Source organism: Actomonas spartinae, from assembly GCF_051209155.1.
Classification (GTDB): domain Bacteria; phylum Verrucomicrobiota; class Verrucomicrobiia; order Opitutales; family Opitutaceae; genus Actomonas.
In genome coordinates this window covers 871,242-890,120 of record NZ_JBPJGB010000002.1, presented here as the reverse complement: position 1 = coordinate 890,120, position 18,879 = coordinate 871,242, and the positions used below count along the sequence as shown (strand labels likewise).

17 protein-coding genes are annotated in these 18,879 nt (G+C 65.8%); 5 read left to right on the top strand and 12 right to left on the bottom strand.

The features are described 5' to 3' along the window. Positions 1-59 precede the first annotated feature (59 nt). The 5 genes from AC0MRV_RS11285 (at position 60) to AC0MRV_RS11265 (ending at position 6,283) form a co-directional block, all read left to right on the top strand. Complete coding sequence (locus AC0MRV_RS11285) at positions 60-2,015, top strand: DUF294 nucleotidyltransferase-like domain-containing protein (RefSeq protein WP_472764572.1); 1,956 nt, start codon at positions 60-62, stop codon at positions 2,013-2,015. 129 nt (positions 2,016-2,144) lie between these two features. After that, on the top strand, positions 2,145-2,822 hold the full coding sequence (locus AC0MRV_RS11280) for a 3'-5' exonuclease (RefSeq protein WP_472764571.1): 678 nt from the start codon (positions 2,145-2,147) through the stop codon (positions 2,820-2,822). Between the two features lie 273 nt (positions 2,823-3,095). Further along, positions 3,096-3,272 carry a DUF1328 family protein gene (locus AC0MRV_RS11275; protein WP_472764570.1) on the top strand — a complete coding sequence of 59 codons (177 nt, stop codon included), beginning with the start codon at positions 3,096-3,098 and terminating at the stop codon, positions 3,270-3,272. 54 nt (positions 3,273-3,326) lie between these two features. Continuing rightward, positions 3,327-3,809, top strand: a complete 483-nt coding sequence (locus AC0MRV_RS11270) for a sll1863 family stress response protein (protein ID WP_472764569.1) — start codon at positions 3,327-3,329, stop codon at positions 3,807-3,809. A gap of 167 nt (positions 3,810-3,976) precedes the next feature. Continuing rightward, the gene (locus tag AC0MRV_RS11265) at positions 3,977-6,283 is read left to right on the top strand and encodes a glucosidase family protein (RefSeq protein ID WP_472764568.1); all 2,307 of its coding nucleotides are present in this window, start codon (positions 3,977-3,979) and stop codon (positions 6,281-6,283) included. A gap of 81 nt (positions 6,284-6,364) precedes the next feature. Here AC0MRV_RS11265 and AC0MRV_RS11260 read toward each other — a convergent pair whose 3' ends face one another. From AC0MRV_RS11260 to AC0MRV_RS11205, 12 genes are all read right to left on the bottom strand, one after another. Beyond that, complete coding sequence (locus tag AC0MRV_RS11260; protein WP_472764567.1) at positions 6,365-6,574, bottom strand: hypothetical protein; 210 nt, start codon at positions 6,572-6,574, stop codon at positions 6,365-6,367. A 1-nt stretch (position 6,575) separates the two neighbouring features. Then, the gene (locus tag AC0MRV_RS11255; RefSeq protein ID WP_472764566.1) at positions 6,576-7,037 is read right to left on the bottom strand and encodes a phage holin family protein; all 462 of its coding nucleotides are present in this window, start codon (positions 7,035-7,037) and stop codon (positions 6,576-6,578) included. Between the two features lie 8 nt (positions 7,038-7,045). Further along, on the bottom strand, positions 7,046-7,351 hold the full coding sequence (locus AC0MRV_RS11250; RefSeq protein WP_472764565.1) for an ElaB/YgaM/YqjD family protein: 306 nt from the start codon (positions 7,349-7,351) through the stop codon (positions 7,046-7,048). 76 nt (positions 7,352-7,427) lie between these two features. Beyond that, positions 7,428-7,628 (bottom strand): DUF3185 family protein, encoded by a 201-nt coding sequence (locus AC0MRV_RS11245; RefSeq protein WP_472764564.1) that lies wholly within the window; start codon positions 7,626-7,628, stop codon positions 7,428-7,430. A 251-nt stretch (positions 7,629-7,879) separates the two neighbouring features. Next, positions 7,880-8,425 (bottom strand): DinB family protein, encoded by a 546-nt coding sequence (locus AC0MRV_RS11240; protein WP_472764563.1) that lies wholly within the window; start codon positions 8,423-8,425, stop codon positions 7,880-7,882. Between the two features lie 182 nt (positions 8,426-8,607). Further along, complete coding sequence (locus AC0MRV_RS11235; protein WP_472764562.1) at positions 8,608-9,774, bottom strand: SPFH domain-containing protein; 1,167 nt, start codon at positions 9,772-9,774, stop codon at positions 8,608-8,610. Between the two features lie 10 nt (positions 9,775-9,784). Then, positions 9,785-10,000 (bottom strand): hypothetical protein, encoded by a 216-nt coding sequence (locus AC0MRV_RS11230; protein ID WP_472764561.1) that lies wholly within the window; start codon positions 9,998-10,000, stop codon positions 9,785-9,787. 81 nt (positions 10,001-10,081) lie between these two features. Beyond that, positions 10,082-12,091, bottom strand: coding sequence for a preprotein translocase subunit SecA (locus tag AC0MRV_RS11225; RefSeq protein ID WP_472764560.1), 2,010 nt, complete (start codon positions 12,089-12,091; stop codon positions 10,082-10,084). Beyond that, complete coding sequence (locus tag AC0MRV_RS11220) at positions 12,081-14,216, bottom strand: hypothetical protein (RefSeq protein ID WP_472764559.1); 2,136 nt, start codon at positions 14,214-14,216, stop codon at positions 12,081-12,083. The genes AC0MRV_RS11225 and AC0MRV_RS11220 overlap by 11 nt, the downstream gene beginning before the upstream one ends. A gap of 247 nt (positions 14,217-14,463) precedes the next feature. Next, on the bottom strand, positions 14,464-16,287 hold the full coding sequence (locus tag AC0MRV_RS11215) for an efflux RND transporter periplasmic adaptor subunit (RefSeq protein WP_472764558.1): 1,824 nt from the start codon (positions 16,285-16,287) through the stop codon (positions 14,464-14,466). Continuing rightward, positions 16,284-16,973 (bottom strand): efflux RND transporter periplasmic adaptor subunit, encoded by a 690-nt coding sequence (locus AC0MRV_RS11210; RefSeq protein WP_472764557.1) that lies wholly within the window; start codon positions 16,971-16,973, stop codon positions 16,284-16,286. The genes AC0MRV_RS11215 and AC0MRV_RS11210 overlap by 4 nt, the downstream gene beginning before the upstream one ends. Before the next feature lie 227 nt (positions 16,974-17,200). Further along, positions 17,201-18,655: a TolC family protein gene (locus AC0MRV_RS11205; protein ID WP_472765300.1), complete on the bottom strand. Its 1,455-nt coding sequence runs from the start codon at positions 18,653-18,655 to the stop codon at positions 17,201-17,203. Between the last annotated feature and the right edge of the window lie 224 nt (positions 18,656-18,879).

Below are 18,879 nucleotides of genomic sequence, written 5' to 3'. Positions count from 1 at the left end.
GTCGGCGCGAAGCTCGCATTGATTCCCGCTGGCCGACCGGCCAGCGTGGGCGTGCCTGCATGGACGAAAACAACCTTATCCCCGATCGCATTGCGGCCACCCTGCGCCGTTTCCCACCGTTCTCGATGTTGCCGCCGGAGGACATCGACGAACTCGCCGATCGCGCCCGGGTGCACGTCCACGTTGCCAAGGAACATGTGTGGGAACAGGGTGATCCGCCGGGCACCGAGCTGCTCGTGCTCGTGCGCGGGCGCGTCGAATACCTCATCACCAGCGACGGCCAGACCGAACGCGTCGCCGTGCGCGACGAGGGCGACTTGCTCGGCCTCACTCCCCTGCTGCGTTCCCAGCCCACCCGCACCACCGCCCTCGTGGTGGAAGATGCGATCCTCTACGGACTGCCCTGGGATCGCCTGCAGCGCCTGCTCGCCGAAAACGACGACGCCCGCCACTACGTCAACCGCCACCTCTTCTGGACCACCCGCTTGGGCGGCGAGACCGAGTCCATTCCGGCGCCCGAGGACGACACGATCGGCGGTCGCGCGAAGAACATTCTCCAGGCCCATCTTGCCGGCGGAAAGGTCATCCAACCCCGCGCGCTGGAGCGCCTGCTCACCTGCTCGCCCGACACCTCCATTCACGAGGCGGCCAAACTCATGGCCACCCGGCGCGTGCCGTCGGTGCTCGTGGTTGATCCCGACCGCCACCCGCTCGGCATCGTGACCCAAAGCAACATCGTGCGCCACGTGGTCGCCGGCGAGATGTCGCGGGAGGATGCGGTGTCCGGCGTGATGGCCAGCCCGGTCATCACCGTCTCCGCGCTCTCTTCGGCCACCGCCGCCATCCTGCTCATGTTGCGCGAGCGTATCGGCCAAGTCTGCGTCACCGAAGACGGCACGCCCGACACGCCGGCCCTGGATGTTTTCACCAACAAGGACCTGCTGGCGCAAAGCGGCCATCACCCCGCCGGGCTCTTGCGGGAGTTTCGCCACGCCCGCACCGTCGCCCGCCTCCGCGAACTGTGTGACGAGGTCGAGGAAATCACCGCCTCCTACCTCGACGCCAACGTCTCCGCCATCTTCCTCGGTCAGATCTGCGCCGAGCTCTACGACGAGCTCGTGCAGCGCCTGCTCGAGATGGCCACGGCCGAGCTCGCCGCCGAAGGCACGCGGCTCCCGCGCATTCCCTGGGCCTGGCTGTCCGTCGGTTCCGATGGCCGTCGCGAGCAGACGCTGCGGACCGACATGGACAACGCGCTCGTCTTCGCCAACGCCGACACCCCCGAGGAGGACGAAGCCAACCGCCAGCGCTTCCTTCAGCTCACCAAGCGCGTCGTCGACAAGATGGTCGAGTGCGGCTTCGCCCGCTGCCAAGGCGGTGTGATGGCATCCAACCCGCGTTGGTGCCGCACCGCACGGGAATGGCTCGACGAGATCGAAACCCTCGCCACCACCACCGACCCCGACGAACTCTTCCGCGGCATCGTGCTCTACGACATGCGCTACGTCGCGGGTGATGCCGCCATCCCGCGCCCCTTGCGCCAGGCGGTCATCGACTCGGTGCGCAACAACGCCTGGCTGCAACGTCGCCTCGCCGAGCTCGTCATCGAAACCCCGCCCCCGCTAAACTTCTGGGGCAACTTCGTTGTCGAGCGCAAAGGCGACCACTCCGGGGAGTTCGACCTCAAGGGCCGCGCGCTCGCCCCACTGCGCGACGCCGCCCGTCTGCTCGCGTTGAAGCACAACCAGACCCGTCGCTACTCCACCGGCGGGCGCTGGGAAGACCTGCGGCGCAACGTGCCTTCCCTCGCCGAAACCGCCAAGGTCGCGCGCGAAGCCTACGACGTGCTCCTCACCCTGCGCCTCACCACCGCGCTCGACCGCCACGACTCCGGTCGCTTCGTCAATCCGGCCAAACTCTCGAAACTCGAAAAAGCCCGCCTCGCCCACGCCTTCGACGTCGTGCGCATGGTCCAAACCCACGTCCGCCTCGCCTTCCGCCTCGAAGGCAAATGAACGGATTGGTTTTACGGGAGGATAGGGAGCAAAACAGAGCCACTCCGCTGAACACTTCGTTCTTCAAGAAGTCCCGTATGTCCCTCGGCTCCGTTCGCCTCCGTTCCCTCCTGTAAAAAAATCACCGCCATGTTCCGCTGGCTCCGACGCACCGCCTGGCCTGAATTCATCGTGGACTACCACGAGGGCACGCCGCGGCGCGTGGACCGCAAGCAGGGCTGGCCCGAGCTCAAGTTCATCGTGCTCGATGCCGAAACCACCGGCTTCAACCACGATACCGATCGCCTGCTGAGTATCGGCCTTGTCCCGATCCGCGACGGCCGTATCCTCATCGAGGAACGCCGCGCGTGGCTGGTGCGCCAAGCCGATGCGCCCAACAACGAGGCCGTCAAGATTCACGGCATCTCCCCGGTGGAGTCCGCCCACGGCCAGCCCGAAGCCGAGGTCCTGCGTGAGCTTCTCGGCGTGCTCACCGGCCACATCGTCGTCGGCCATCACATCGGCTTCGACGCCGCGATGATCAGCGCGGCGCTCAAACGTCACTACGGCACGCGCCTGCGTAACCCCTTGTTGGATACAGCCGCCCTCGCCCGCCGCCGCCTCGACGCCTTTCACAAGACCGGCTATGCCAACCAGCGCCCGCCGGGACTGGATGAACTCTGCACCCACGCCGGCCTGCCCGTCGTAGGACGCCACACCGCCAGCGGCGACGCCTTCACCACGGCGCAGCTCTTCCTCTGGCTCTGCGGCCGCATGCGCGTCCGCCTCGGCCGCCAATTGACCGCCGCCGACCTGTTCCGCAGCTGACCTTGGTGGCACCGACATTCCTGTCTGTGCCCCCTGCCCTTGGACCGCGTGAAGTGGCTTCAACCGGCGCCCCTGCGGGCCATTGCATTCCGCCCCAAATGCGCGGTGGCGGCACGTGCATATCGCACGAACCGCGCCCAATCGGCCCGCCGCCTTATTCTCGCTTCTCATTCTTTACCAATATCCTACGAGGTAGCTGAGTCCGTTGGCACGGGTCCAGTTAGTAAGGTTGGCATCACTCCCAACCACGAACTCAACACGGAGACTCAAATCATGCTATCCTGGACCATCACCTTCCTCATCGTCGCCCTCATCGCCGGCTTGCTCGGCTTCACGGGCATCGCCGGCGCCGCCGCTGGCATCGCGAAGATCCTCTTCTTCGTCTTCCTCGTGCTTCTCGTGATTTCCGCCCTCGCCGGCGCCATGCGTGGCAAGCCGCCGGTCTCGTAAACCATCACGGCGCACCGTTTCCCCCGCCCTCGAAACCACGACCCATTTAAGCACATGAAATACCGCAAAACCATTCTCCCGGCCATCACCCTCGGCTCCGTCGCCCTTTTGTTCTCCGCCTGTTCCGAAAAGCAGCAGTCCGACATGAAGGACACCGTCGCCGACGCCAAGGAAGCCAGCGCCGAAGCGTGGCAGGATGCCAAGTCCGCCACCGCCGAAACATGGAACGACATCGCCGATGCCACCTACGCTCAGCGCGAATCCTTCAAGGACGGCATGAGCAACATGGCCGACGCCATCGACGACAAGACCGATGCCCTCGCCGCCAAGTCCGACGAAGTCTCCGATGAGATGGCCGACGAATGGAACGACGGCATGGACAACCTCCGCGAGGCCCGTTCCGAACTCGCCGACTCCCTCGAAGACCTCGGTGATGCCACGGCCGACACCTGGGACGAGACCAAGGACCGCGTCGCGGTCGCGTGGGAAAACGTCCGGGAGGCCTACGAGGACCTCGCCGACAAGCTGCAGAGCTAATCACTCGCACGGCTCGACTCCCGAAGTCCGCCCACCCGCGCACTTCGTTTCCGCTTCACCAGGGCCGGGCGACCCAAGCAGGTCGACCCGGCTCCATGCTGCCCGCCTCCCACGCCCGCCGCCGTTCCCCTCGCCGCAAATCCAACCTCACACGTCTCGACCTACCGATGTCTTCCTGGCTCCCCTGGCGCTTCCTGATTCGTCGCCTCGCTCGTCGACGCGGGTTTCTCGATCCCGTCGCCGTGCTGGCTCGACTTCGCCAATTTTCCCAACCCTCCGAGGTTCAAGAACCCATCGAACTCATCCGCGCCGGCGTGGCTTTTCATGCCCGCGGATTGGTCAATACCAAGGTTCTGCAAAACAACCTCGACTGGGTGTGGCCGTTTTGGGCCAGTCGGCAGTTTGACCCGGCCGACCCCGCCTTCCTGCCGCGCGCCTTCTCCTTTACGCACGTCAACCTCACCCACCGCAACTGGACCGCGGTCGGTCTGCCCGGCATGGACCAATACCCGATCATCGACCCACGCGGTATGGTCACCCCCATCCTCGATGGCTGGTCCATCGACTGGTGGTTCCTGCCTTCCGCCTCCACCTCCATCCCGCCGCACTTCCCCTCGCGTCAGAAGCAGGGCGTCCAAGAGCTCCGGCTCGACCCAAACCTGGAGGTGGTGACCAGCACCGCAGACGAGCACGGCCTCGAGCTCGAGTCGCGGGCCAGCGTCCAAACGCCCTCCGCCACCGAAACCGCGCCGCGCTTGCGCCTGCAAGCCTCCTTGCGGTCGCCCCAAGCGGGGTTCCTCGCCTGCGTCATTCGCCCGGTCAATCCGGAGGGCATCAGTTTTGTCGATGAACTCGCCTTTCATGACGGCGAACTGCGGGTGAACGGCGCGCCTGCGCTCCGCTGGTCGGAAACGCCCCGCTGGATCGCCTCGGACTACAAACGCGGTGACATCGCGGGCGTCACCATCGACGAGGCCGTCCCGGCTCCGGCCACCACGGTTTGCCCGGCAGGCCTGGCCACCGGTGCGGCCCTGTTTCCCGTCTCACCCGAGACCAACACCACCGTATCCGCCGAGATGGCCTTGCCGACCGAGGACCGCACCGCCCATCGCTCAAAACGTGCCTCCGACGCCGCCGAAGTCGCGGCTCAATCGACGCTCACCTGGGCCGAAGCGCTGCGTGGATCCCCACGTATTCAGACTCCCGAAACTCACTGGAACTTTCTGCACGACGCCGCGCTGCGCACGCTACACCTGCTCTCACCGCACGAAATCTACCCCGGCCCCTACACCTACCGCCGCTTTTGGTTTCGCGACGCCTGCCTCATCCTCAACGCCCTCCTCGCCGCCAACGAAGTGGAGCGCGCCCGCGAGGTGCTCTCCGCCTTCCCGACCCGCCAAAAGAGCGACGGTTACTTTCACTCTCAGGAAGGGGAATGGGATGCCAACGGTCAGGTGCTGTGGATCGCCGATCGCGTTGAGCAAACCGGAGGCCACCTGCTGCCGCAGAGCTTGTGGAAAGACCTCGCCCGCGGCGCCGATTGGGTGCGGCTGAAGCGTGTTCACGCCACCGGTGAACCCCACGACGGGTTGCTGCCACCGGGGTTCAGCGCCGAACACCTCGGCCCCAACGATTATTACTATTGGGACGACCTTTGGGCCCTCGCCGGTTTGCGCTCAGCGGCCCGCATGGCGACCCGCCGCGGCGAAACCACCGCCGCCCAGACCTGGACCGAAGAGGCGAACGACCTCGCCCATGCGCTGCAGCGCAGCATGCGCACGCTGCCTGCCGACGTGACCCGCCACGGTGTGCCCGCCTCCCCCTATCGCCGCATGGATTCCGGCGCGATCGGCACCATGGTCGGCGACTATCCGCTGCAGTTGGATGAGCTCGGCCCGGAGCTCTTCACTCGCACCGCTGATTGGCTGACCCGCAACTGTCGCCATCACGGAGGCTTCTTTCAGGACATGATCCATTCCGGCATCAACGCCTACCTTTCACTCGACCTTGCCCAAACCCTGCTCCGGCACGGCGACGACCGATATCTCGAAATCGTGCAAGCCGTAGCCGACGCCGCTTCGCCAACCGGTCAATGGCCGGAAGCGATTCACCCCCACACCGGCGGCGGCTGCATGGGTGATGGTCAACACGCCTGGGCGGCTGCCGAATGGCTGCTCATGATGCGCGCCCTCTTCGTGCGCGAAGAGGATGACCACCTTGTGATCGGCGCCGGCCTACCCAAAGCGTGGTTTGAACAGACCGAAACCGATGAACTCAGCTACGGTCCCACCGCAACGCGCTGGGGCCCGGTCACGGTTCGTTTCATCCGCGGAAAATCCGGCCACGGTTGGCGCGTAAACCTGGACACCGCATGGCACGCCGATGCCCCCCTGCGCCGCATCGAGTTGCCCGGGTTCAAATCCATCCGCTTCACCAACGGCGAAACGGAAGCCGGCCTGCTACCGGAGGCATAACTCGCCCGCACGATGCCCAACGACCTAGCACAGACATTCCTGTCTGTGTCCCCTGCCTCTCCGCCAGCCGACCGCTTGCGCCTACCGCCCGAAGCGGCTCAGCACCGCGTAGCCGGTTCGCCACCAGCGTGGCAACCAGGGTCCGGCGACCTGATTGATCTGCCTGGCCCAAAACAACACATCCGTCCCGATCGAAGTGGCGGCGCGCCGTTCGGCGCGCAGGCGCCGCACTTTCCAGCTCATCCGGTCACACGTGCACTCGAGCACCAGCCGACGCTTTTCTGCGTTCAATTCAGACTCCATAGGGGTTTCCTCCCGGGCTTGCTTGCTCGTCCGTCGATGAGGCGTCCTCCCCCACAGTGTCGTTTGCCGCGGCAAATTCGGCTTTGATCAATTCAAGGTCCTGCGCGAGTTGCCGCTGCGTTTCCGCAAACGGGGCCCACGCCTGCCATCGCTTCCACGCCACCATCCCTGTCACCAAGGTCACCACGGCAAGAACGCCGCCCGCCATCGCCGGGGCGGCCACCCGCCAATCGGTATCCCAGGTTGCCGCGACCAGAGCGATCAATCCGGCCGCCAAGACGAGCTGGATGCCCAACAAAACGACCGTGCTGCCCCACCACGCAGCAAACAGCCGGCCTCGAGCTTCAACCAGCTCGAGTCCGGCCAGTCGCCCGCGGTTTTCCACCGCCCGCCACATCGTGCGGCGGGCAGTGGCGGAAACGCGGGGCGGAGTCTGCGCGGTTGCTGACATCACCGACCTCAGGCCGTGCGGCGATTCGAGGCAATCAGGCCGATGAGCGCGCCCACTCCGGCGGCAATGCCGACGGCGTGATACGGGTGGCTGCGGACGTAGTCATCACATTGGTGCAACTGCTCCTGCGCGACTTCCTTGGCCTTGACGGCGCGCTCGCGACCAACGTCGACAAGGTGGTTGAATCGCTCGGTGAGTTGAGCGGCTTTCGTGTCCGCTTCACCGCCCTTTTCGGCGAGAAGGACCTCGGCTTCCTGCATGAGGGAGCGGAGTTCGGCGGTGGCGGTTTCGATATCGGGCTTCTTGGCTTTCATTGTATTATTATTATGGATACAGGTTGTGGTTTGCGGGAGAGAAATGAGGTCAGGCGCGATCGGTGGCGATCACGCATCAAGTCGAAGAGCGCGCGAATCCGACGAAGCCGCCCACCGCGGCAAGGGCGCCCACCGCCAGCAAGACGATGCTCTTGTTGGAAGGCGCGTCGTTCACGACTTCCGATACGGCCGAGCCGAACGAATCGGAGGCTTCGAGACCGAAGTAGACCAGCACGAGGCCGATCACGAACAGGAGGAGAGGGAACAGTTTCTTCATAGCTTGGATGGGTTTGCCTCCCCTTGACGCCAACGGCGTGCCAACTGAACCAAGCTTGCTTTAAACTCTGCCTATTAGCTTTTTATAGAATTAACGCCCATCTCCCTCCGGCGCTATTCGGGCATCCTGCACGATGCCAGACAAGGCAACCGGGCGTTTCGCATTGCACTGCTCCATCCTGCCGAGCGGCGCAAAAAAGCCGCACCCTCCATGGGTGCGGCGGAAAACGAAGGTGGAATCCGGGATCGATCCTATTGGCTCCAAGGCGGCACAACACCATTGGAACGCGCGTAGGCGATCATCTGGCCCAGGTGCTCATGGCCGTGATCGGCCACGATCATGGCGAGCTGAGCGCGCGGGGCTTTGGTGCCCCAGAATTCGATCTCCTCGGCCATCGCTTCGGCGGACGCCTTGGAAATCGCCATTTTGGCGAACTCGATCGAGGCCTGGTAGGCGGCGATCAGGGCCGCCTTGTCGGCGCCCTCGCCGATCGCCTGCGGATTGACGCCTTCCGGCATCTTCGCGCCGAGCATGCTGCCGATGTAGTAGTTGGCGCCGGAAACGTGGCTCAGCACGCCACGGACGGTCGCGACACCTTCGGCGGGCGACCAGTCGTATTTGTCTTCCGGAATCGCGTTGGCGAGCTGGACCATCTTGTCGGCCGCGCCAGAGAGGCTGCCAACGATGATCCGGTTGGTGAGCGGCACGGCCGCTTCTTCGTGGTGGTTGCCAAAGGCGGCAAACGGCGCGCTCAGACAGAGGGCGGCGACGGTGAGACGTTGGGTCAGTTTATTCACAGCAAGCAGGAGTTGAGGTTGGGCGGAAGAAGAAGGCTGGACGCCCGCAAAACAGCACGCTTACCGGCTTAGGGTCAACCGCATCGCCAGAAATCATACCGTGAACCGGTTCTGCACCGGGGCGCAAAAAGCCACCGCGATGTCGCGGTGGCTTGGGCAGGCGGTGGTGGTGCCGCTCGGGATCAGCGATTCGGCAGAGCGCGCATCGGCACCGGATCGGCTGCGGCCTTGCCACCGACGACCGACTCCACCGCGCGCAGGAAGGAATCGCTGAGCAGGTTCACCGTCATGTCCTGCGGCAGGTAACCGTCGATATTCTGGAAGGCGGAGCTCATCGACTTGGCCACCTCGATGCGCACGAAGGCCTCTGAACCTTCGGCCGAATAGGCGCTCAGCTTCAAACGGGTCGCCTCGGCTTCGGCTTCACCCAGGGCTTTGATGGCCTGCGCACGCAGGAGCGCGGCCTCCTGCTCACCTTGGGCGGCGAGCACATTGCGGTTCTTGTCGGCCTTGGCAGCGAGTTCCACCCGCTGGGCCGCGGCGCCAGCGTCGAGCACCTGCTGTTGCGCCTTCTTCTCAGCCTCAAGCACACCCACGTCCTTGTCGCGCTGGGCGTCGACCACCGCTCGCTCGTAGGCGGCCTGTGCCTCGGCCTTGGCCTGCTCGGCCATGGCTTCAGCGGCCTTGGTTTCTTCGATCGCGCGCAGGCGGGCCTGGACCGCGACTTGGCGGGCTTTGATCTGTTCGACATAGGACGGGTCGAGTCCGATGTGCTCGATCACAAAATTTTCCACAATGACACCGCGTTTGCGCAGTTCGGCCTCAGGGGCCATCAAGGCGGTGGAGATGTCACTCTGCAGGGACACCAGCCCCTCGCCGGAATAGGCATCGAGGGCGGATCGCGTGGTGGCCTGATCCTTCACCACGCGCATGAGTTCGGGGCGCAGAATCTTTTCCTCCACATTCTCGCGCACGGTCTTGTGCAGGTCGACGATGTGGGCGGGGTCACGCCGCCAGCGAATGTTGAGCGAGATGCGCATGTCCTGACCTTCGGAAGACTGGACAAGGTAGCTGTCGCGCCGGCGGCCTTCGCCGTAAGTGTCGTTGGATTGGTCATTCATCACGAAGACCTGCGACGACATGTCGTAGAGGAATACTTTTTGGGTGAAGCCGGGAAAAAGCACATAGGTCTTCGGCTGTAGCGGATCGGGCAATACACCGCCCGACCACGTCTCCTTCACGCCGAGTTGATTGCCCTCCACCGTCTCGATATCGACGATGAAGATGCTGGCTAGAATAAGCACGACGACGATGACGCCGGTGGCAACGAGGGACAGGGTTTGTTTCATATTTTGGAAATTATCGTCTGCGGTTCTTCAGGAACACGAGGGTGCACACGCCGACGTAGACCACGAAGATCGTGGCGATGAGTGGCAGGAGCAGACGCACCATGGCGTTCTTGAGCAGCAAGGCGGCTCCCAGCGCCATCAACCACGCGACCACAAAGGCAATCACCACGCGCCACGAGAACGGGTTGCGCGGCTCCAATTCGATGATCGGTTCCGGATCAGACATCAGGGGCACCCTAGAGCCCTCGGCGATGATCGCCAGAGGAATGCGCTCCGGTCCAAACAAAGTCCGGTTGTGTAACCCGCTTTAGACCGCCGCCTTGCCCGGGAGCGGCGCAGGCGTTGGCCACCGCGGGCGATCACGGCGAGTCGGGCCGGCACCGCCGAGACTCAGGTTCTCATCGAGCCATTGATCATGGCGCAACACCGCCAGCCGCCGCTTCGCATCACGTCGGCCGGCCCGCCACTGGGCGACGGCGAGGCTCAGCCGCAGCACCGCTCGCACGCCACCAAACGCCGCACCCTGCTGCCGCCACCAGCCCGGCAAATGATGCCGCAGCACCTCGTCCTCCCAGCTGGCGAGCGGCTCAACCACACCGCGTTGTCCCTGCCGGGCGCACCGTCCGAAGAGTTGTCGGTCCACCCGGCTCGACTCGTGCCGCTCGGTGGCGATCACCCGCAGCCCACCCACCGCCAAGACCTCGTCGCTCGGCACGATGTCGGTGCCCCGCCCCGCCATGTTGGTCGCGATGGTGACCTGCCCCAAACTACCCGCCGCCGCGATGACCTCGGCCTCATGCTCGCTGCGCACCGCATTGAGCAAAGTAAACCGCACGCCCTCCTCTCGCAGCACCTCGGCCAAGGCTTCGCTCGCCGCCACCGTGCGCGTGCCGATCAACACCGCCTGACCACCCTCCCGACAGGCCTTCACCCGCTGCGCGACATGCCGCCACTTCGCGGCCTCATCGACGAATCCCCGCAAGGGTTTCACCTGTCGCCGCACCGGTCGGTGGGTCGGAATCGCCACCACCGGAAGGCGGTAGAGATTCCAAAACTCCGCCGCCGCGTCGATCGCCGTGCCGGTCACGCCAGCGAGTCGGGGCACTTGGCGGAAAAAACGCTGAAAACTCAGGCTGGCCATCGTTTCGGTCGGCGCGCTCACCGGGACGCCTTCTTTGGCCTCCAATAACGCATGCATGCCCTCGCCGAGGCTGCGGTCCGGCATGGTGCGCCCCGTCGACTCGTCGATGAGCACGATCTTGTTCCGCTGCACCACGTAGTGTTTGCCCGCCGTATACACGTGCAAGGCCACCAGCGCCTTGCCCAGCCATTCCTCGCGCCAGCGCGGCACCCGTAACAACACCTGACTTCCCGCCGCCGCCGATCCGACCGACACCCGCCGATCAACCTTCGCCTCGCGTCGCGTCTCATCCAAATCGAAGTCCACCCCGGCTCGCAGCCCGCGCGCCTCCTCCAGCGCCCCCCGGCACAGCTCGCTCAGGGTGTCATTGGCGCGCTGCACGCTGATGATGAGCGGCGTCACCGCCTCGTCGACCAACACCTGATCGGCTTCATCCACCAACACCGTGTGTATCCGCGGCAGCACGACCACCGGCCGTCCCCCTCCCCGCCGCCGCACCCACGGCCGCCAGGCCTCCACCGTCACCCGGCGCCCCAGCCGCAAGCGGTCGCGCAGGAAATCACCCACCAACTCGCGACTCGTCGTGTAGACCACCTGCGCCCGGTAACGCGTCCGGCGTGCCTCCGGGGCGTCCTCCCCGAGCACCGCCGCCACCGTCACGCCGCAACGCTCGTAAAACCGCGCCAACGTCTTGGCGTCGCGTGACGCCAGGTAGTCGTTAGCCGTGAGCAGGTGCACCGGTTGACCTCGCCAGGCCGCGAGCACCGCCGCCATCGCGAGCGTGAGCGTCTTGCCCTCGCCGGTCGCCATTTCCACCAACCACCCGCGTTGCAGCCCCAGCACGCCCATCAATTGCTCGCGATGCGGCACCAATCCCAACTCCCGCGCCGCCGCCGCGCCGATCGCCGCCAGGGCCTTTTCGCGCACCGTCGCCGTGCGCGTGCGACGATGACTCCACGCCCGCCGCGCCTCCCGCAGGGCCAGATCCAACTTTTCGTTGCGCGCGCCGTCCCACGCCAGCGTCGCGGTGCGAATCCGGGTCGCCTCTCCTGCCAGGTCGACCCGGCGGGCACGCCATCGTATCCACCATCCGGCGACACGCTCCAGGACTGCCTCCAGCCCCTTCGGCACCGGCCCCGGACGCTTCAGCCGGGGCAACCGCAGCTCATCGACCATAACGCTCCTGCACAAATTGCCGCAGTCGCCGCCACGCCTGCACGCCCCACGGTTGCCAATCCAATCCCACGCGCAGCACCCCGGTGCGCAGAAACAGATCCGGCGCCCGGTCCGCCGGCAGCTTCACCCGCAGCCTAAAGAACGGCTCCTGCGCCCGCTCACCATCGGGGTCACTCGGATCAGTCGGCACCACACCACCCGCCCGCCAGCCCAGCGCCGCGGACGGCAAACGCCGGCTTTCCGCCGGTCGCAGCACCCCCGGTTCAGTCGCCAAGGCTTCGCCGGCATTGCCGCGCAACCGCACCTCGGGGTGTTGGGTGCGGCTGCGGGTCAGGCGGTCCACGTCGCGTTGCGCCACCACGGCCTCAAACACCAACGCACCGCCCGAGCGCAGGCGACCGAGCAGGGTGCCGCGCGGCACCCGTGCCCCGAGCCGCCATTCCAAGTTGGGCGCGGACCATACGCCCGCCTGCGGCGCGACAACTTCAAGCGCGGCGAGCTGCGCGGCGACCTCGGCTTCCTGCTGGGCGATCGAACGCAGCCTCTCGTCCAAGGGCTGCAGCACGGCCGGCAAACGCGACCAGGCCGACGCACGCCGTGCCTCCACTTCCCGCCGCACGGCCGCCAGCTCGCGTTGCAGATCGAGCAAGGCCGGGTTTTCCAGGCGCAACAACAACTGGCCTGCGGCCACTTCCCCACCACTCGGCACCAGCACCTCGGCGATCCGTCCCTCCACTCCCGCAAACACATCACTCACTTGCGCTCCCGTCACCACTCCCGGCGCCCGCACGGCATGCGGCATCGGCACCAGCGCGAGGAAGCCCAGCACCACGACCGGCAAGGCGACCGCCCAGGCCGTGGCGCGTTTGCGTTGGCGCTCGGTCGCCGGGGAGCTGACGAGGTATTGGCCAAACTTCACCAGCGGCCCGCCCAGCCAGACCACGAGCCCGACGATCCCGATCACAAAGCCAACCTCAAACAACTGCCCCGCGATGAAGGCGCAGATCACCAGCAGCACAAAAACCCGATAGCCCGCGCAGGCCGCGCCAAAAGCTCCCAGCGCGGCCGCGCCGCGCCGACTGCGCGCCACCGGCGGTGGTCCGTCCAGTCCCAGCCCCAAGCGCTCAAACCAACGGCGCCATTGCAACAACGCCTGCCGCTGCAAATTCGGCACTCCGACCGCATCTGCCAGAATGTAGTAGCCGTCGAAACGCAGCAGCGGATTGGCGTTGAACAGGGTCGTCGAAACCGACGCCAGAAAGACGATATTGTAGGCCAGGTTGCCGACCGTGCCTTCGCCCCCCGCCCGCGCCCAGACCAGCGCCGCCACACCGGCCAGAAACAACTCGAAGAGCATGCCTCCGCCTCCCACCAGCAGGCGTTGCCACCGCGCGCGAAAAGCCCATGCCGCACTGGTGTCAACAAACGGCACCGGCGTGAAGACGAGCAGCATCACGCCGCACGACCGCACCTCGCCGCCGTAGCGTTTGGTCACCATGCCGTGCCCGAGCTCATGCACCACCTTCACCAGCGACCACACCACGTAGAGCCAGACGAGGTTACCCGGCGCCAACACCCCTTGGGTTTGCTCCCGAAAAGTATCCCAATGGTCGATGACCGCCTTGGCCCCCAAGCTCACCACGACCAGCCAAAGCAGCAATCCGATCGGCCCGATCAACACGCGCCCCAGCCCACGCAAGCGCTCGAGGATCGGATCCGGATCGAAGAGCGGAACGCGCAGGAAGAGAAAGTTCATCCATTGCTGTCGGGCCATGCGGCGCTGCTCGCGCTGACGGCGCTCGACCATCGACCACGTCTCGGGCGCGGCGTCGGCCACCAAGAGATTGGCCCCGTGCAACTGCGTCAGCACTTCGATCACTTCCCGCTGCCCCGGCGCGGACTCCGGGTCGTCCTCAATCACCCGCTGCCAAACCTCATCGACCGTCTCCGCCCGATTCAGCCGCGCGATGAAGCGCCACGCCGCCGGCCGCACCCGGTAGTGCCGGTTGGAAAACGGATCCGAGATCACCATCCACGTCTGCCCCCGAAACGACTGCCGCCGCACCGGGCAATCCGGCCGCAGCCCCACCCGCAACCCCGCCACGAGGTGCCAGCGATCACTCAACAAACCAGCGCCCCCCGCCACTAGCAACGCCCTCCTTGCAGGGATTTGTTTTTACAGGAGTCAACAGAGGTTAACAGAGCCGTCAGCCTGCAGGAATATTTACAGAAGAAAACGAAGGGAACGAAGCCACTCCAACGCGCCCCCCCTTTTGTTTCCTTCGTTTCCTTCTGTAAAATAAACCGCGGTGGAGTGGCTCTGTTCACCTCTGTTGCCTCCTGTAGAATCCGCTTCATCGGAACGATTGCGCTCACCACCACAGCTGCAGGCGCAGCCAGTCGCGGAGGCGGCGGGTGAAGATGTCGAGGAGACTGCGCTTCTCCGTAATGAGTTTCCCGATACCGGTCATGCCGGGCCGCCACCAATCGGGCAGCGCGGAGGTGGCCGTGGCGCGCACGATGAAGCGCGCGCCTTCCGGCCGCACCACCGCTTCCGGTTCGATGCGCGTGACCGTGGCCTGCACCGTCTCGTCGGGCCGACTGCGAAAGCCGACCTCGACCGGCGTGCCGACCGCGATAAGCGGCGCATCCGCTTCCGGCACCTCGAGCTCAAAAAACAGCCCATCGAGCTGAGCGAAGCGCAACAACGCGTCCCCCTGCCGCACGGGCGCGCCAAGCCGTTCGCTCAGGTTGCCGTCATCCAAGACGAAGCCGGCAAAGGGCGCGGTCGCGGTGGTTTGATCGATCTGCCGCCGCAGGCGCGCGAGCCGCGCCTGAACCTGATCGCGCTGCGCCTCCGCGACGCGCATCGCGGCGAGATCACGCTTGGCCTCGGCCTGCTCCCGCTCGCGCGCAAAGCGACTCAGGTCGGCCAACAGCTCGGCCTCCTCCAGGCGCAGCGCCGTGCCGTCGAGCGCAAAGAGCGCCTCACCCGTTTCCACAAAATCGCCCGGCGCCACGGCGATGCTTTCCATAAATCCGTCAAAGGGCGCGCTGAACACCATTTGCCGCTCCGGCCGCAGCGTGAACTCGGCCTCGACCCGCAAGGGCACCCGCACCAACACGAGCACCGCCAGCGTGAGCGCGCCGACCACCGCCGCCAGTTTGGGCCACGGGTGCGATAGGTTCCAATGGCGCCGTGCCGCCTCCTCCGCGGCGCGCTTCAACCGGCGTCCCCACCAGCCTTCGGCGCGTTCCTTTTCCACCAACAGCGGCGCCAGGCCGTCGAGCACCAACGCAAAACCCGCCGCTTCCTGCGGCGTGAACGGCTCGTCCTGTCGATGCCAAGTGACCGCGCCCACCAGCGCGTCACCGGCTCGCAGCGGCAGCGTGCAAAGGTGGGCAAACCCTTGGTCGCGACTCAGGGCCTGATGCTGCGCCAGAATCTCGGTCGCCGCCGGTCCATCCTCCGGGACCGGAGGTTCCGGCCAGATCAGTGTGGCGTCCTGCTCGATCGCCTCCTCCATTGCCGCCTCTGTGGCACCGACCGCCGCCATGTGCGGCTCGACCTGATTCATCTGACTCACCGCCGCGACCTTCACGTAAGGCTCGCGCCACCAGCCCAGGACGACGCGGTCGGCCCCGTGCCGGCTGGCCAACTGGTTGCAGGTCTCCAGCGCCGCCGCCTTGAAGTTCGGTTGCGCGCGCACCAGCACCGCGAGCTCCAAGGCGTTGGCCAACTCGTCGGCGCGCTGCCGGGTCGACTCAAAATCACGTTTGCGGCGCCGCCGACCGGCGGCCGTCGCCCACAACAGCGCTCGATCCTGCCAAGCTTGATCCGGGCCGTCGCTCCCCCACGCCGATGCCCGCACCTCGCCCACCGCGACCAGAGGCGCATCGCTGGTATCGTCCCAGGGCAGGCGGACTGCGAAGGAGCCACCACCCAGCGCGTGTGAGGTAAGTTGCAATGGCGTGGAACGCAACGCGGCGCCGATCAGTTCGGTCGGCAGGTTGCGCGTTTGTTCGCCGGCGCGCAACAGGGTGCGCTGCGGCTGGGTGCCCGCCGCCGGCCGCACGATCATCACGCAGGTCGCGTCGAGCGCCGGCGCCGCAAGGCGCAACCACTCGCGCCAAAACTGCGGTTCATCAGCCGCCGCTTCCGGCGCCAGCCATTCCAGAGGTTTCAGCGGCTTCACGGCCACGAGGTGGGTTGCTCCGACCCCAGGCTCACCCAGCCGCGGAGGCCGGGCTTGAAGCGACCATCGGCGTTGTCGATCCGCGCCCGCGCCCGCATGAGCCCGCTCGACGGATCGATCAAGGGATCCACAAACACGATGCGGCAGGGCAAGGTGGCCTCGGCCAAGGGCACCTGGATCCAAACCGTGTCGCCAACGGCAAGCTCCAGTCCCTCCTCCGGCCGCACGTAGAAGCGGGCGTCGAGCTCGCTCGCGTCGACCAGACCAAGCAACGGTTCGCCGCGTTCGACGTATTCGCCGGCCTCGTGATGGCGCACCGTGACGACCCCGTCATGCACGGCCGTGATGAGACGCCGATCGCGCTGCTCGAGGGCATTGGCCAGATCAATCTCCGCCACGCGGCGCTCGATCTCCTTTTCCAGCTTCTCGGTTTCGCTGGTCATGTCGTCTTGGAAGAGTTGTTCGACGCCCGCGAAATCGAACTCCCGCTTGCGCAACACCTCGCGCGCACGCTCCACGGCAAGGTCTTCGGCGGCGTGCACCAAGGTCACCAAGGCCGCGCCGGTTTCCACGGTGTCGCCCTCGTCGACCGCCATCGATTCGATGACACCATCGACCGGCGCGCTGACCACCATCGAACGCACCGGCTCGAGCACCACCTCCACCGGCGTGGCGATGGCGCTCACACCGCCCCATAGGCCCCCCAGCAAAGCGAAATAACGTTTACAGGAGGAAACAGAGGTAAACAGCGCCGCTCCACCGCGCGACGTCACACCAAGACCGCGAAGGACGCCAAGCCCTCCTGTCGCCACTGCCTTTGCTATCTTCGCGACCTTCGTGTGGGAAAAACTCAGGCTGAAGGCTCTGTTCACCTCTGTTTCCTCCTGTAAAAATAGACTTATCCACAGGGCGCTCATCGCATCAGCGCGTCGAAGGGCGCCATGAAGTTCGGGCCAGAGCGCGTCGCCTCGACAGTGGTGGTGACCTCGATGCCGTGATGATCCAGCAGGCGGCCGCTCACGGAATAAAGTTCGGTCACCGCCTTGGTCAGGTCGACGCGGGCGGCGAGTTCGCGGGTGCGCGCATCGGCCAAACGTCGTTGTAATTCGGATACGGCGAAACCCGAGGTCTGGCCATTTTCCAGCCGGGCGCGTTCGAGCTGGAGGCCTTCCTCGGCGAACTTCACCGAACTGCGGGCGGTCTCGAGGCGCTGGCCCAGGACCTCCAGTCGGCTGACCGCGTTCTCCACCTGCAGCGCGATGCTGTGCTCGAGTTGATCGACACGCAGTTCGGCCTGGCGCAGGCGCAGCGCGGCGGACTGCTTGCGGGCGCGGCCTTCGCGCAGGCTGAGGGGAACGGTCAGACTGATGCCTCCGCTCCACTGCGGCTCATCGGCCGAGTAGGCGCGATCCAGCGCGTCGTTGTAGTCACCGGCCAGGCCGTAGAGGCCGTAGGAAAAATGCAGGTCGAGCTGCGGCAGGGTTTCGCGGCGGGCGGCGGCTTTGCGCACGCCTTCCTGGGTCACCCGCTCCTGTGCGAGCAGGTAGTCGGGTCGCGCCTCGAGGGCAGCCGGGTAAAACTCGCGCATCGCGAACACCGGCGCCGAGTCGAGCAGCACGGCCGAGACCGTCGGGCGCGGCGTCGAACCATCGGCGGCGCTCGGCAAGGCCAGCAGGCGGACCATCTCGAGCTGGCGCTCGCGCAGGAAATCGCGGGCCTGGATGAGCTCCTCGTTGGCCTCGGACACGCGCACGTTGGCTTCGGAAACATCGACCGGGCTGAGCATGCCGAGCTCACGGCGACGATTGGTCTCGGCGAGGAACTGATCGGCCACGCCGACGGCGCGCTGCTTCACGGCCACGTTGGCTTCGGCGTAGGCGAGATCGTAGAAGGCGTTGAGCACCTCGACGCACTTGTTGTTGACCGCGATCTCCCGGGTGCGCTCGGAGATGACGAGCTGGGCCCGCGCGACACGCAGGTCGGCGAGATTGGCGTCGCGGCCGAATCCGCGCAGCAGCGGCTGGCGGATGTTCAGGCCGCCGAAAGCATCGAACTCCGGCGAAAAGAGTGCGTTCGGCAAGCCGGCGCGATTGACGGAATTGTCGAGTTCGCGGAGCTGCAGCGAGATCTCGTAGGACGTGCCCCACGGCAACTTGCCGCCCACACCACCCCGCATGACCACGTTCTCCTCCTCGAAAAGGCGCTGTTGCAGCGCGGCGAAGTCGATTGAGTTCTGGGACTTTTGGTTGTCCTCATAATTGGCTTCGGCGAAGGCGACGGGCAGAAAAGCCGCCTCCTCCACCAGAATTTCGGCCGCCGCGATCTGTGGCGTGAGGGTTTCAACCTGAAGATCGAAATTGGCCTCCAAAGCGCGCTCCAAGGCAGCGCGTTCGGTGAGCGGGCTTTGCGCGGCGAGCGAGGCGGCGAGGGTTATCGCCAGGCCTGCGACGGCAGCGGGAGTATAAGACATGTTCGGGATGGAAGTTGAGCAGGTGGGTAAGATCCCGGTGAAGGGACATGCACCTCAGGTTAACAACCAGACACCAATCGCACGACCCCTCCATGGGGGGTATTCCCGCATTCCGCCCTGGA